12 protein-coding genes are annotated in these 14,381 nt (G+C 72.7%); 6 read left to right on the top strand and 6 right to left on the bottom strand.

Annotated elements, in window-relative coordinates:
* The first annotated feature begins 69 nt into the window (after positions 1-69).
* Genes ACWGPF_RS07690 through ACWGPF_RS07665 form a run of 6 tightly spaced genes read left to right on the top strand, consistent with a single transcriptional unit; the run spans position 70 to position 6,153 of the window.
* Entirely contained in the window at positions 70-840 is a 771-nt protein-coding gene (locus ACWGPF_RS07690) for an ABC transporter ATP-binding protein (RefSeq protein WP_452332270.1), read from the top strand.
* Positions 830-1,603, top strand: a complete 774-nt coding sequence (locus ACWGPF_RS07685) for an ABC transporter permease (RefSeq protein ID WP_452332265.1) — start codon at positions 830-832, stop codon at positions 1,601-1,603. Before ACWGPF_RS07690 ends, ACWGPF_RS07685 begins: the two co-directional genes overlap by 11 nt.
* On the top strand, positions 1,600-2,394 hold the full coding sequence (locus tag ACWGPF_RS07680; RefSeq protein WP_345439612.1) for an ABC transporter permease: 795 nt from the start codon (positions 1,600-1,602) through the stop codon (positions 2,392-2,394). Before ACWGPF_RS07685 ends, ACWGPF_RS07680 begins: the two co-directional genes overlap by 4 nt.
* Positions 2,395-2,408: 14 nt before the next feature.
* Positions 2,409-3,530 carry an acyl-CoA dehydrogenase family protein gene (locus ACWGPF_RS07675; protein WP_452332264.1) on the top strand — a complete coding sequence of 374 codons (1,122 nt, stop codon included), beginning with the start codon at positions 2,409-2,411 and terminating at the stop codon, positions 3,528-3,530.
* Positions 3,527-4,912, top strand: a complete 1,386-nt coding sequence (locus ACWGPF_RS07670; protein ID WP_452332263.1) for an NtaA/DmoA family FMN-dependent monooxygenase — start codon at positions 3,527-3,529, stop codon at positions 4,910-4,912. The genes ACWGPF_RS07675 and ACWGPF_RS07670 overlap by 4 nt, the downstream gene beginning before the upstream one ends.
* On the top strand, positions 4,909-6,153 hold the full coding sequence (locus tag ACWGPF_RS07665; RefSeq protein ID WP_452332262.1) for an acyl-CoA dehydrogenase family protein: 1,245 nt from the start codon (positions 4,909-4,911) through the stop codon (positions 6,151-6,153). Before ACWGPF_RS07670 ends, ACWGPF_RS07665 begins: the two co-directional genes overlap by 4 nt.
* A gap of 9 nt (positions 6,154-6,162) precedes the next feature.
* On the opposite strand, the gene prfA is transcribed toward ACWGPF_RS07665, so the two are convergent.
* The 6 genes from prfA to lysA all read right to left on the bottom strand — a co-directional run bounded on the left by prfA (position 6,163) and on the right by lysA (position 14,293).
* Positions 6,163-7,236 carry a peptide chain release factor 1 gene (prfA, locus tag ACWGPF_RS07660; RefSeq protein ID WP_452332261.1) on the bottom strand — a complete coding sequence of 358 codons (1,074 nt, stop codon included), beginning with the start codon at positions 7,234-7,236 and terminating at the stop codon, positions 6,163-6,165.
* Position 7,237: 1 nt separating this feature from the next.
* Entirely contained in the window at positions 7,238-9,388 is a 2,151-nt protein-coding gene (gene rho, locus ACWGPF_RS07655) for a transcription termination factor Rho (protein ID WP_452332260.1), read from the bottom strand.
* Positions 9,389-9,544: 156 nt separating this feature from the next.
* Positions 9,545-10,477 (bottom strand): homoserine kinase, encoded by a 933-nt coding sequence (gene thrB / locus ACWGPF_RS07650; protein WP_452332259.1) that lies wholly within the window; start codon positions 10,475-10,477, stop codon positions 9,545-9,547.
* Positions 10,474-11,562 (bottom strand): threonine synthase, encoded by a 1,089-nt coding sequence (thrC, locus tag ACWGPF_RS07645; protein ID WP_345439598.1) that lies wholly within the window; start codon positions 11,560-11,562, stop codon positions 10,474-10,476. Before thrC ends, thrB begins: the two co-directional genes overlap by 4 nt.
* Before the next feature lie 2 nt (positions 11,563-11,564).
* Entirely contained in the window at positions 11,565-12,866 is a 1,302-nt protein-coding gene (locus ACWGPF_RS07640; protein ID WP_452332258.1) for a homoserine dehydrogenase, read from the bottom strand.
* Entirely contained in the window at positions 12,863-14,293 is a 1,431-nt protein-coding gene (gene lysA / locus ACWGPF_RS07635; protein WP_452332257.1) for a diaminopimelate decarboxylase, read from the bottom strand. Before lysA ends, ACWGPF_RS07640 begins: the two co-directional genes overlap by 4 nt.
* Positions 14,294-14,381: the final 88 nt, after the last annotated feature.

The following is a 14,381-nucleotide window of genomic DNA, read 5'->3' as shown; positions in this document are numbered from 1 at the left end:
CGGGCGCGGCGCCGCCTCCCGCCGCCCGCCCCGGCCTCCGCCCCCCCCGCGGCGGGGCCGGACGCCGGTCTGCATATCGCCGGCCTCCGCAAGTCCTTCGCGGGGCGTCGTGGAGTCGAGGCGCTCGCGGGCGTCGACCTCGATGTGCCGCGGGGCGGCTTCGTCTCGCTCATCGGCCCGTCCGGCTGCGGGAAGTCGACGGTCCTCCGCATCCTCGCGGGCCTCGAGGAGCCGAGCTCCGGGACGGTCAGCGTACACGGAGAGGACGTCGCCGGCGGACGTCGTCGCGACGACGTCGGCGTGGCGTTCCAGGATGCCGCCCTCCTCGAATGGCGGTCCGTCCGCCGCAACATCTCCCTCCCGCTCGAGCTCGCGGGCCGCTCCCCCGACCGCGGCCGCGTCGACGACCTCATCCGGCTCGTCGGGCTCTCCAGCTTCGAGCACGCCAGGCCCGCGCAGCTGTCGGGCGGGATGCGGCAGCGGGTGTCGATCGCCCGCGCCCTCGTCGTGCAGCCCGAGCTCCTCCTCCTCGACGAGCCGTTCGGCGCCCTCGACGACATGACGCGGCAGCGCCTCAACCTGGAGCTGCAGCGGATCTGGTCGGAGCGGCCGTCGACCACGCTCATGGTGACGCACGGCATCCAGGAGGCCATCCTGCTCTCCGATGCCGTCGCGGTGATGTCGCACCGGCCGGGTCGCATCGTCGAGGTCGTGCCGATCGACCTCCCCCGCCCGCGCACGATCGAGGTCATCCGCTCTCCCGAGTTCCACGCGCTCAGCGACCGCCTCGTCGAGCTCCTCTTCCGCACCGCCCGCGACGCAGACGATCATGCGGCGTAGTGCGGCGGCGCGGTACGCGCTCGGGGCCGTCGGCTTCGCGATCGTCATCGCCGCCTGGTGGATCACCGCAGACACGACCTTCGGGGAGACGGGCGTCGTGCCGTCGCCGCCCGACCTCGTGCGCCAGATCGCCGCCGACGGAGCCGGATACTACGCCGCGCAGATCGGCGTCACCCTGTCGAGCGCACTGCAGGGGTTCGCCTGGGGTGCGGGCATCGCCCTCGCGCTCGCGGTCGTCGTCATGCTCCTGCCGTCGCTCTCGGCACCCGTCGGACAGCTCGCGCTGTTCGTGGAGTGCGCTCCGGCAGCGGCGATCGGCCCCGTCGTCCTCGCCGTCGTGCAGGGACGCACGCCCTCCATCTTCCTCGCGGCGATCGCCGTGCTCTTCACGACGCTCGTCGGAGCGCTTCTCGGCTCGCGAGCCACGCGCCGCATCGAATCCGACATGATCGCCGCCTACGGAGGCAGCCGCTGGGACCTGTTCGTCAAGGTGAAGCTGTTCGCGGCGCTTCCCGCGACCCTCAACGCCCTCAAGATCGGCATCCCCGCCGCGATCCTCGGTGCCATCATCGGCGAGTACCTGGGCGGAGTCGACTCCGGGGTCGGCGTCGCGCTCGCCGTCGCGCAGCGCTCGATCCAGGTCGAGCGCACCTGGATCTTCGGCTTGAGCGCCGCCCTCGCGACGAGCCTCGGCTACGCGCTCATCGGGGCCGTCGCGCGCGTCGCGCTTCCCTGGGCGCACGGCGGGAGGAGGCTCGCATGACCCGGATCGCCGCATCCGTCGGCCGTCGCGCGGCCGTCTTCGCGGGCACCGTGATCGCGCTGCTCGTCGTCTGGCAGGTCCTCCTGGCGGTCACCGGCATCAGCCCGTTCATCGCGAAGTCGCCCATCGACGTCTGGTCGTACCTCTGGGCCGTGCCCGACGCCGCGGCGAACCGCGCGCTCGTGCTCGACGGTCTCGCCGTCACCGCCCACGACGCGGGCATCGGTTACGTCGCGGGGCTCGGCGGGGCCGCCGTCATCTCGACGCTCTTCGCCCTCTTCCCCGCGCTCGCGACCGCGTTCATGCCCGTCGCGATGGTGCTGCGCACCTTTCCGCTGGTGGCCCTCACCCCGCTGATCGTGCTCGTGTTCGGCCGCGGCGACGCCGGTCTCGCCGCGATCGGCTTCATCGTCGTGTTCTTCTCGGCTCTCGTCACGATCTCGTTCGGGATCGCGGGCGCATCTCCGCAGGCGCTCGACGTCGTCTCCGTCTTCGGCGGACGGCGGTGGGCGCAGATCTGGAAGGTCGGGCTCCCGTCCGCGGTTCCCGCGCTCTTCACGGCCGCCAGGCTCGCGATCCCGCAGTCGCTCTCGGCCGCCCTCATCGCGGAGTGGCTCATCACGGGCGAGGGAGCCGGATCGCAGCTCATGCGCGCGGCCGGCACATCCCAGTACGCGGCACTGTGGGCCACGGCGACCGTCTTCATCCTCGCGACCACGGTCGTGTACACCCTCGTGACGACGCTCGAGGAGCTCGTCCTCGCCCGGTTCTCCGGACCGGGTGCGCCCTGACACGGAAGGAACCCATGACCGTCACCGATGCGCTCGTCCGCGACGACGAACGGCGCCTGCGCGCCCGCCTCGACGAGCTGCTCCCCTCGTTCGCCGCCGACGCGGCCGAGAACGACGAGCACGCCCGGCTGCCGGAGGCGGCGCTGCGCCGGCTCCACGCGGAGGGCTTCGACGCGGCCGCGCTGCCGCAGCACCTCGGCGGAGGGGGCGCGTCGTACGCCTTCTTCGGCGAGGTCGTGCGCGCCCTCGCGGAGGCCGACCCCGCCGTGGCCACGATCTGGACGATGCACCTGGGCGCCGCGGTGGGTCTCGCACAGCTGACGGCCGACTCGCTCGGCTCCTACTACGCCGACGCGCTGCTCGCGGGAGACCGCTTCGCGAACGCGCTCTCGGAGCCCACGAGCGGCAACCGCTTCCTCACCCCCCAGCAGGAGGCCTCCCCCGTGGAGGGCGGCTACACGCTCGACGGGGCGAAGCGGTTCGTGTCGGGAAGCGAGATCGCCGACCACCTCCTCGTCAACGTGGCGATCGACGGAGCTCCGGCGTTCTTCGGCGTGGAGCCCGACGCCACGATCTCGGTCATCCCGATCTGGGACTCGCTGGGCCTGCGCGGCACGCGCAGCCAGCTGCTGTCCTTCCACGGCACTCTCCTGCGCACCGACCGCCGAGGGGGCGCGCCCGGTCCCGACCACCGGAACTACGTCGGCGCCGGCCTCGCGGGCATCTCGCTCGGCATCGCCGACGCCGCGCTCGGCGCGCTCGTCGCGCATGCCCGCTCGCGGGTCATCGCGGGCCGCCCGCTCGCCGAGCAGCAGTGGGTCGAGTACGCCGTCGCCGACCACCACAGCCGCATCGAGGCGGTGCGCGCCTACTGGCGCCAGGCGCTCAGGCAGGCCGACGCGGGCGACCCCGCGCACGCGGGAGGCTTCGACCGCGCCAAGCTCCTGGCCAATCGCGTCGCCGTGGAGACGGCTCAGCTCGCCGTGCGCGTCGGCGGCGCGAGCGGCTACCTGCGCACCTCGCCGATCCAGCGCCATCTGCGCGACGCGGAGGCGGGTCAGCTCATGGCCTACTCGACGGAGGTGCTGTCCGGAGTGATCGGCAAGCAGGTGCTCGGCACGGAGACCGCGCGATGACCCGCCGCCGTCCCCTCATCTTCAGCGCCTTCAACGAGTTCGTGCTGTCGCACCACGATCACGGATCGTGGCGGCGCGCCGACTCGCGGCAGACGGAGCTCAACACGGCCGACGCGTGGGTGGATCTCGCCCGTGTTCTCGAGCGCGGCCGCTTCGACTTCCTCTTCTTCGCCGACGTCCTCGCGCCGTACGACATCTACCGGGGCAGCAGGGACGCGGCGATCGCCACGGGGATGCAGACGCCCGTGAACGACCCGGCCGTCCTCATCCCCATCCTCGCCCACGCGACGACGGATCTGTCGTTCGTGCTGACCGAGAACATCCTCCAGGAGCCCCCGTACACCTTCGCCCGCAAGATGTCGACGCTCGACCACCTCTCCGGCGGCCGCATCGCGTGGAACATCGTGACGAGCTTCCTGCCCGGGGCAGGGCGGAACCTCGGCCATGACGGCCTGCCGAGCCATGAGGAGCGCTACGGGCGCGCCGAGGACTACGTCACGGCCGTCTTCAAGCTGTGGGAGGCCAGCTGGGAGGATGACGCCGTCGTCGCCGATCGCGTGCGCGGCGTCTACGCCGATCCGTCGAAGGTCCACACGATCGACCACGTCGGTCCGTACTACAACGTCCCGGGTCCTCATCTCACGGAACCGAGCCCGCAGCGGACCCCGTTCCTCTTCAACGCCGCCGCATCGGGCACGGGGATCGGATTCGCCGGCGCCAACGCGGAGGTGCTGTTCACCTCGGGCGGCCGCGAGCAGGCGCCCGCGAGCGTGCGCCAGCTGCGCGCCGCCGCCGTCGCCCAGGGGCGCGCCGCCGGCGACGTGAAGATCCTCGGCGGGCTCGGGGTCGTCGTCGGGAGCACGGAGGAGGAGGCGCGCCGCCTGGACGCCGAATTGAGGGAGACGCAGACCCTCGAGTCGATCCTGGTCAAGTTCAGCGGCTTCTGGCAGGAGGACCTCGACCGGTATCCCGCGCGTGCGACCGTGGCGGAGCTCCTCGCATCGACGGATCCCGGTCCGCTGCTGCGTCAGGTCCTCGGCGCGGCGCCGGACCCCGATGCCGACTTCGCGTCGTTCGCCCGGTGGGCCGCGAACCGGCACGCCGTCGGCACGCCCGAGCAGATCGCCGACGAGATCGACGCCTGGCAGGACGCGGGAGTCGACGGTCTCAACCTGCAGTACCTCGTGTCGCCCGGATCGTTCGCCGACTTCGTCGACCACGTGCGTCCTGTGCTCGTCGATCGCGGCACCATGCGGGCCGACTACGGCTCTGGCACGGCGCGAGAGCGGGTCACCGACGGCGGCCCGTTCCTGCCGGAGAGCCATCCGGCACGGCGCCACCGCGCCGCGCTCGCGCGTCGTCGAGAGGAGGAGGCGCGATGACCTCCGATGCCGACCTCAGGGCGCGCTTCGCGCCGCTGTTCGCCGAGATCGCGGATGGCGCCGCCGCGCGCGAACGGGCGCGGGACCTGCCGCGGGACGCCGTGCGGGCGCTGCGACGCGCAGGGTTCGGGGCGCTCCGGCTCCCCGCCGACCGCGGCGGCCACGGTGCCAGCCTCCGCCAGCTCCTCCTGCTCCTGCGCGATCTCGCCGCCGCCGACTCGAACATCCCCCAGGCCCTCCGCCAGCACTTCTTCCAGGTCGAGGTGCTGCTCCGCGACGCTGACCAGGACGAGAGCCGCCGATGGCTGGAGCGCGTCGCGGCCGGCGACCTCTTCGGAAGCGCCACGACGGAGCCGCGGGGTTCGGCGATCGGCGAGGTGCGGACCATCCTGACCCGCACCTCGACGGGCGCGCTCCGACTGGACGGTCGCAAGATCTACGGGACGGGCAACGCCTACGCGCAGTGGCTGCCGGTCGGCGCGGTCGACGAGGAGGGCGCGCCGGTCGTGCCCGTCATCCCCGCCGACCGCGAGGGCGTGGAGATCGTCGACGACTGGAACGGCTTCGGTCAGCGCCTCACGGCGACCGGGACGACCGTGTTCCGAGACGTCCGCGTGTCGGAGGACGAGGTGCGCCGGTTCCCCGCCGGCGGACCGGCCCGCGGCGGCGCAGGGCTGCACCAGGCCGTCCTCCTCGCCACGCTGGCCGGGATCGCGGAGTCGGCGGCGCGGGAGACGGTCGGGCAGCTCCGCTCCAAGACGCGCGTGTACTTCACGGGGACGGGACAGCTCCCCCGCCACGATGCGGTGGTGCAGGAGCACGTCGGCCGACTCCGCGCCGCCGCCGACGCCGCCGGCTGGATCGTCGACGGCGTGGCGCGCCGCATGGAGGAGGCCTGGGACGTCTGGCTCGACCGCGACGCCGATCCCGCGGCCGTCGACGCGGAGTTCGTGGAGGTCGAGCTCGCGGTCGCCTCGGCCCAGGTCGAGATCTCGCAGCGTGTGCTCGACGCCGCGGCGCACGCGCTCGACGTGCTGGGCGCGTCGTCGCTCGACGCCGATCTCGGTCTCGACCGGCACTGGAGGAACGCCCGCGCGGTCGCGTCGCACAACCCCTACCCGTTCAAGGCGCGACTGCTCGGCGACCACGCCCTCAACGGCGCCGAGCCCGCTGCGTTCGCGGTCGGACGGGACGTGGGCGACCGGCCGGACGCCTCCGACCGCCGCGACGGCGCCCGCTGATCGACGGCGTCAGTCGCCGATCGACGCGAGCCGCTCGGCCTCGTCGGCCTCGATGCACGAGGCGACGACGGGGCCGAGAGCGCCGTCCATGACCTGATCGAGGTTGTACGCCTTGTATCCCGTGCGGTGGTCGGCGATGCGGTTCTCCGGGAAGTTGTACGTCCGGATGCGCTCCGAGCGGTCCATCCCGCGGATCTGCGACCTGCGAGCGTCGCTCGCGGCGGCCGCGAGCTCCTCCTGCTGACGCGCGAGCAGGCGGGCGCGCAGCACGCGCATGCCCGCCTCGCGGTTCTGCAGCTGCGACTTCTCGTTCTGCATCGACACGACGATGCCCGTCGGCACGTGCGTGATGCGCACGGCGGAGTCGGTCGTGTTCACCGACTGCCCGCCGGGCCCCGACGACCGGAAGACGTCGATCTTCAGGTCGTTCGGATCGATATGGATCTCCTCGGGCTCGTCCACCTCGGGGAAGACGAGCACACCCGTCGTCGACGTGTGGATGCGCCCCTGCGACTCGGTCGCGGGCACGCGCTGGACGCGGTGCACGCCCCCCTCGTACTTCAGGTGCGCCCAGACGCCCTGGGCGGGGTCGTTCGAGGAGCCCTTGATCGCCAGCTGCACGTTCTTGAAGCCGCCGAGATCCGACTCGTCGCGCTCCAGCAGCTCGGTCTTCCAGCCCTGCGACGCGGCGTACTGCGCGTACATGCGCAGCAGGTCGGCGGCGAACAGCGCGCTCTCGGCTCCGCCCTCGCCCGCCTTGATCTCCATGATGACGTCGCGTGCGTCGTCGGGGTCGCGCGGGATGAGGAGCCGGCGGAGGCGCTCCTGCGCCTCCGCCAGGCTCTCCTCGAGCGCCGGGACCTCGGCCGCGAACGCCTCGTCCTCGCGGGCGAGCTCGCGCGCGGCGTCGAGGTCCTCGCCCGCCGCCGTCCATGCCTCGTGCGCCTTCACGATGCGCGAGAGCTCGGCGTAGCGCCGGTTCACGCGCTTCGCCCGCGCGGCGTCGGCGTGCACCTCGGGGTCGGAGAGCTCTCGCTCGACCGCGCGGTGCTCGTCGATCAGGGCCTGGACCGACTCGAACACGTCAGCGGATGTCGTTCTCGTGACCCGAGCCGCGACCGCCCGTCTGGGGGATCGACTTCTGCATCTGCACGAGGAACTCGACGTTCGACTGCGTCTCCTTGAGCTTGTCGAGGATGACGCCGAGCGCGTGCTGCTGGTCGAGCCCGGCGAGGGCGCGACGCAGCTTCCACGTGATCTTGACCTCGTCGGGCGAGAGCAGCATCTCCTCGCGGCGCGTGGACGACGCGTTGACGTCGACGGCGGGGAAGATGCGCTTGTCGGCGAGCTGACGCGACAGGCGCAGCTCCATGTTGCCCGTGCCCTTGAACTCCTCGAAGATCACCTCGTCCATCTTCGACCCGGTCTCGACGAGCGCCGTGGCGAGGATCGTGAGCGAGCCGCCGTTCTCGATATTGCGCGCCGCGCCGAAGAAGCGCTTCGGCGGGTAGAGCGCCGACGCGTCCACGCCGCCCGAGAGCACGCGGCCCGAGGTCGGCGCGGAGACGTTGTAGGCGCGGCCGAGGCGCGTGATCGAGTCGAGCAGCACGACGACGTCGCGGCCCAGCTCGACGAGGCGCTTGGCGCGCTCGATCGCGAGCTCGGCGACCGTCGTGTGGTCCTCCGCCGGGCGGTCGAAGGTCGAGGCGATGACCTCGCCCTTGACCGACCGCTGCATGTCGGTGACCTCTTCCGGCCGCTCGTCCACGAGGACGACCATGAGGTGCGCCTCGGGGTTGTTGAGCGCGATGGCGTTCGCGATCTGCTGCAGCACGATCGTCTTGCCCGCCTTGGGGGGCGCGACGATGAGCCCGCGCTGGCCCTTGCCGATGGGGGCGACGAGGTCGATGATGCGCTGCGTGAGCTTCTCCGGCGCCGTCTCGAGACGCAGGCGCTCCTGCGGGTAGAGCGGCGTGAGCTTGCCGAACTCGACGCGGGTCGCCGCGTCCTCGACGGAGAGCCCGTTGATGGAGTCGACCTTGACGAGCGCGTTGTACTTCTGACGACCCGACTGCTCGTTCTCGCGCGGCTGCTTGATGGCGCCCACGATGGCGTCGCCCTTGCGCAGGTTGTACTTCTTCACCTGGCCGAGCGAGACGTAGACGTCCTGCTGGCCGGGCAGGTAGCCGGTCGTGCGCACGAACGCGTAGTTGTCGAGGACGTCGAGGATGCCCGCGATGGGGATGAGGACGTCGTCGTCGCCGATCTCGGTGTCGAACTCGTCGTCCGCACCGCCGCGGCGCTTGTTGCGCGCGCGTCCGCGGCCGTTCGCCTGATCCTGGTTCTGACCCTGGTTCTGGTTCTGGTTCTGGTTGCGGTTCTGGCCCTGGTTCTGACGCCCGCCGCGCTCCGGACGGTCGGCCTCGTCGTCCTTGGGCTCCTCCGCACGCTGCTCGTCCGAGGCGGCGTCCGACGCCGCTCCGCGGCCCCGGCCACGGCGGTTGCGGTTGCGACCACGACGCGCGGTGCCCTCCTCGGGCTTGGCGTCGCCCTCCGCCTTGTCGGCGTCGGACGCGTCCGATCCGCCGTCCGTCGCGGCCTCGGGCTCGACGGCATCCGTCGCGGGCTCGGCGCCCTCCGCCGCGGTCTCGGCGGCCGGCTCCTCCGCGTCGGCGGAAGCCGCATCGGCGGACAGCGCGTCGCGCTCGGCCGCGGGAGCCTCCGCGGGCTCGTCGACGGCCGTGGCCTCCGCCTCCGCGTCGTCGGCGTCCGTGGACGCCTCCGCCGGCGCGGCGGCTTCGGCCTGCGCGGCGGCCTCGGCGGCAGCCGCGGCCTCGGCGGCAGCTGCGGCCTCCGCCTCGATGACCTTCTTGGTGCGGCGCGGCGCACGCTTGCGCACGGGCTTCGCCGGCGCCTCCTCCGCGGCGGGCTCGGCTGCGGCATCCGCTGCGGCCTCGGCCGGCGCGGACTCGACCGCCGCCGGCGCGGATTCGGCCTCCGCCGGCTCCTCCGCAGGCGCGGGGGCCGCGTCAGCGGGCGCCGTCACCTCGGCGGGGGCCGTGCCGGCCGACTTCGCGCGGCGCGGCGCACGCTTGCGCACCGGCTTCGCGGGCGCCTCATCGGCAGCAGGCGTCTCTGCCGGCGCCTTCTGCTCGGCGGTCGCCTGCGCTCCCGCGTCTTCTGCGGGGTTCGCGGCGACGACGTCGTCGTTCTGGATCTCGGAGTGGGACTCCACGAGGGCTCCTGTCGGTGTTGCGTGGCATGACCCGAACCGCACAGGCGGGATTCGCGTGACGCGCGCCACGACGCGCGTCCATCCCGGGTCCGATCGGGTCGGATCCTCGGGAGCGTGCGGGGGCTTCGCAGAATTGCGACGGTGGTTTCGAACGTGCTACCGAGCACCCACCGGGTTGGTCCTCACTGTACCACCCTTGAAATCGACCGCGAGCATGTGCGCCTCCCACGGGGTGTCCGCCACGTTCACGACGAGCTCCGCGGCCTCGAGGCGCCGGCCGGGGCCGTCCGCGAGCACGAGCACGCTCGGCCCCGCTCCGGAGACGACGGCGGCGAACCCCGCGCCGCGCAGCGCCCGCACGAGGCGGTTGGTCTCGGGCATCGCCTCGGCCCGGTAGTCCTGGTGGAGCTTGTCCTCCGTCGCCGCGAGCAGCAGCTCGGGGCTCTGGATGAGGGCGGCGATGAGCAGCGCGGAGCGCGACACGTTGAACACCGCGTCCTCGCGCGGCACCTGCAGCGGCTGCAGGCTGCGCGCGAGCGAGGTCGACATCGTCGTCTCCGGGACGAAGACGACGGGCGCGACGCCGCGGTGCACGAGCAGCTTCTTGTGCTGCGGGCCGTGCTCGTCGGTCCACGCGATCGTGAGCCCCCCGAACAGCGCCGGCGCGACGTTGTCGGGATGGCCCTCGATCTCGACCGCGAGGCGGAGCAGGTCGTTCTCCGACAGCTCCGCCTCGCCCTCGAGGAGTCCCTTCGCGGCGAGCACGCCCGCCGTCACGGCGGCGGCCGACGAACCGAGGCCGCGGCCGTGGGGCACGCCGTTGCGCGCGACGATCCGCAGACCGGGCGCGGTGCGCCCCTGGTCGGCGAACACGTGGCGGATGACGCGCACGATGAGGTGCGACTCGTCGCGGGGGATCTCCTCCGCGCCGGAACCGGTCACCTCGATCTCGAGTTCCCCTTCGGGGAGCGCCGTGACGACGAGCTCGTCGTAGGCCGACAGCGCGAGGCCCAGGGTGTCGAATCCCGGGCCCAGGTTGGCGCTCGTCGCAGGCACGCGGACCTGCACGGAGCGCCGGGCTGTCGTCACGCGGGCGCTCCCACGGGCGCGAGGCCGAGCACCTCGGCGACGTCGCCGGTCGCGGCGTCGACGACGGTCGGCGAGACCTCGGAGCCGTCCTCCTGCTTGAGGGCCCACTGCGGGTCCTTCAGGCCGTGGCCCGTGACCGTGATCGTGACGCGCGATCCCGCGGGGATGACGCCCGCCTCGGAGCGCTCGAGGAGGCCGGCGACGCCGATCGCGGACGCGGGCTCGACGAACACTCCCGCCGTGCTCGCGAGCAGCTTCTGCGCGGCGAGGATGGCGGTGTCGGAGATCGCGCCGAAGTAGCCGTCCGTGCGGTCGCGCGCCTCGAGGGCGAGCTCCCACGATGCGGGGTTGCCGATGCGGATGGCCGTCGCGATGGTCTCGGGGTTCTTCACGACCTCCCCGCGCACGATGGGCGCCGACCCCTCGGCCTGGAAGCCGAACATGCGCGGCACGCGCGTCGTCGTCCCCGCCTCGGCGTCCTCGATGTAGCCGCGCGAGTACGCCGTGTAGTTGCCCGCGTTGCCGATCGGGATGAAGTGGAAGTCGGGGGCGTCGCCGAGCTGCGACGCGATCTCGTACGCCGCCGTCTTCTGTCCCTCGATGCGGTCGGGGTTAACCGAGTTCACGAGGTGGACGGGGTAGCTCTCGGAGAGCTCGCGTGCGATCTCGAGGCAGTCGTCGAAGTTGCCGCGGATCTGGATGAGCTGCCCGCCGTGCACGACGGCCTGGCTCAGCTTGCCCATGGCGATCTTGCCCTCGGGCACGAGCACGGCGGCCGTGATGCCCGCGTGCGCGGCGTAGGCGGCGGCGGACGCGGAGGTGTTGCCCGTCGACGCGCAGATCACGGCCTTCGCGCCGTGCTCGACGGCGCGCGAGAGCGCGACCGTCATCCCGCGGTCCTTGAACGAGCCCGTCGGGTTCATCCCCTCGAACTTGATCCAGACATCCGCCCCGGTGCGCTGCGACAGCGCGGGCGCGGGGATGAGCGGCGTCCCGCCCTCCCCCAGGGTCACGACGGTCGACGCGTCGGTGACGCCCAGACGGTCGGCGTACTCGCGCATCACTCCGCGCCAGACGTGGGCCATGGTCATTCTCCTTCCACGCGCAGCACGCTCGCCACACGCTCGACGACGGCGCTCTCGGCGAGGCGCGCGACGGTGTCGCCGAGCGCCTGCTCACGAGCCCTGTGGGTTCCGATCACGATGCGGGCGGTGCCCTCGTCATCGACGGTCTGCTCGACGGTCGCCGCTGACACGCCGCCGTCGACGAGGATGCCCGCGATCGTCGCGAGCACGCCGGGCTCGTCCGACACCTCGAGGGTGATCTGGTAGCGCGTCATGATGCGGCCGATGGGGGCGGTCGGCAGGCTCTGCCTCGGCGACTCGCCCACGCCGACGCCGCCCGCGATGTGGCGGCGCGCGGCCGAGACGACGTCGCCGAGCACGGCCGACGCCGTCTGCACGCCGCCGGCGCCTGCACCGTAGAACATGAGCGGTCCGGCCGCCTCCGCCTCCACGAAGACGGCGTTGTTGCCGCCGTGCACGCTCGCGAGGGGATGCTCCCTGCTGATGAGGGCCGGGTAGACGCGCACCGAGATCGCCTCGTCGTCGGCGCTGTCGGCGAGACGCTCGCACACGGCGAGCAGCTTGATGACGAAGCCCGCGCGTCGCGCGCCCTCGATCATGTCGGCCGTGACGTTCTCGATGCCCTCGCGGTGCACGTCGTCCATGGACACGCGGGTGTGGAAGGCCAGGCTCGCGAGGATGGCGGCCTTCTGCGCGGCGTCGTGGCCTTCGAGGTCGAGGGTCGGGTCGGCTTCGAGGTACCCGAGGTCGGTCGCGATCGCCTGCGCCTCCTCCGCCGACAGGCCCTCGCGGTCCATCTTGTCGAGGATGAAGTTCGTCGATCCGTTGACGATGCCGAAGATGCGCGCGATCCGGTCGCCCGCCAGGGAGTCCTTGAGCGGGCGGATGATCGGGATGGCGCCGGCGACGGCCGCCTCGTACGAGACGGAGGCGCCCACCTGGTCGGCGGCGTCGAAGATCTCGGCGCCGTGCGTCGCGAGGAGCGCCTTGTTGCCGGTGACGACGTCGGCGCCCGAGTTCAGCGCCGTGAGGATGTGGGTGCGCGCTGGCTCGATCCCGCCCATCAGCTCGATGACGATGTCGGCGCCGACGATGAGGCTCTCGGCATCGGTCGTGAGCAGCTCGCGGGGCAGCGCGACGTCGCGGGGCGCGTCGGGGTCGCGCACGAGGATGCCCGCGAGCTCGAGGCTCGCGCCGCTGCGCTCGGCGAAGTCGTCGCCGTGCTCGAGCAGCAGGCGCGCCACCTGCGATCCGACGGAACCGGCGCCCAGCAGGGCGACCCTCAGCGTGCGGTGGTCGATCATCCTTCTCCCTCCCCGGCCGGTCGGCCGGTGCCGGAATCGAGGCCCGTGTCGCGGGCGAGCAGGTCCTCGATGGTCTCGCCGCGCACGATGACGCGGCTGACGCCCCGCGAGACCGCCACGACGGGCGGGCGCGGGATGTGGTTGTAGTTGCTCGCGAGCGGCGCCGTGTACGCGCCCGTCGCGGGGACCGCGAGCAGGTCGCCCGGCGCGACGTCGCCCGGCAGGTACTCGTGGTCGACGACGATGTCGCCCGACTCGCAGTGAAGGCCCACGACGCGGGCGAGGGCGGGCGCCCCCGTGCCCTCTCGCGAGGCGAGGCGCGCGGAGTACTGGGCGCCGTACAGCGCGGGCCGCGCGTTGTCGCTCATCCCACCGTCGACGCTCACGTAGAGGCGCTGCGCGTCTCCGCTCTCCGTCTGCACCGTGACGGGCTTGACGGTTCCGACCTCGTAGAGGGTGACGCCGGCCGGGCCGACGATGCTGCGCCCCGGCTCGAACGCGAGCACGGGGAGCGGGATGCCGCGCGCCTGGCACTCCGCGGCGACGACGTCGACGATGCCGTCGGCCAGGACGGCGATGGGCGAGGGGTCGTCGACGCGCGTGTACGCGATGCCGAAGCCGCCCCCGAGGTTCAGCAGCGGCACCTCGCCGCCTGCCCGGAGACGCTCGTGCAGCTCGATCACGCGGGAGGCCGACTCGCGGAATCCGGCGACGCCGAAGATCTGGGATCCGATGTGGCAGTGCAGTCCGGCGAAGCGCAGCCGCGGAAGCTCCCGGATGCGCGCGACGGCGCGCTCGGCCGCGTCGAGGGCGAACCCGAACTTCTGGTCCTCGTGCGCCGTCGCGAGGAAATGGTGGGTCTCGGCGTGCACGCCGCTGTTCACGCGCACGAGCACGGACTGCTCGGCGTCGAGGCGCTCGACGATGGCGGCGAGCCGCTCGATCTCGATCTCGGAGTCGACGACGATCGTGCCGACGCCCGCCGTGACGGCGCGCTCGAGCTCCCACACCCGCTTGTTGTTGCCGTGGAAGCCGATGCGCGCGGGGTCGACGCCCGCGGCGAGGGCCACGGCGAGCTCTCCCCCCGAGCAGACGTCGACGCCGAGGCCGGCGTCGACGACCCACCGCGCGATCGCCGTGGAGAGGAACGCCTTGCCCGCGTAGTACACGCGCGCCGTGCCGCCGTGGCGCGCGGCGGCATCCGCGAACGCACGCAGCGTCTCGGCGGCGCGCGCCCGCACGGCGTCCTCGTCGATCACGAGGACGGGCGTGCCGTAGCGCTGCACGAGGTCGACGGCGGATGCGCCGGCGACGACGAGCGCCCCTTGCACATCGCGATGCGCCGACTCGGGCCAGACGGCGGGCGCGAGGTCGTTGGGGTCGGCGGGGGTCGTGAGCCATTCCGGCGCGAGTGCGGACGAGGACACGGGTCACCAATCAGTGGATGGGGGTCGGCCGCGGCGCGGTGTGATCACGCTGACGCGGTGACTGAGATTCTATGGCACCGGCCGCGCC

This window comes from Microbacterium sp. NPDC055683, assembly GCF_053617895.1.
This window is presented reverse-complemented; position numbering and strand designations above follow the sequence as displayed.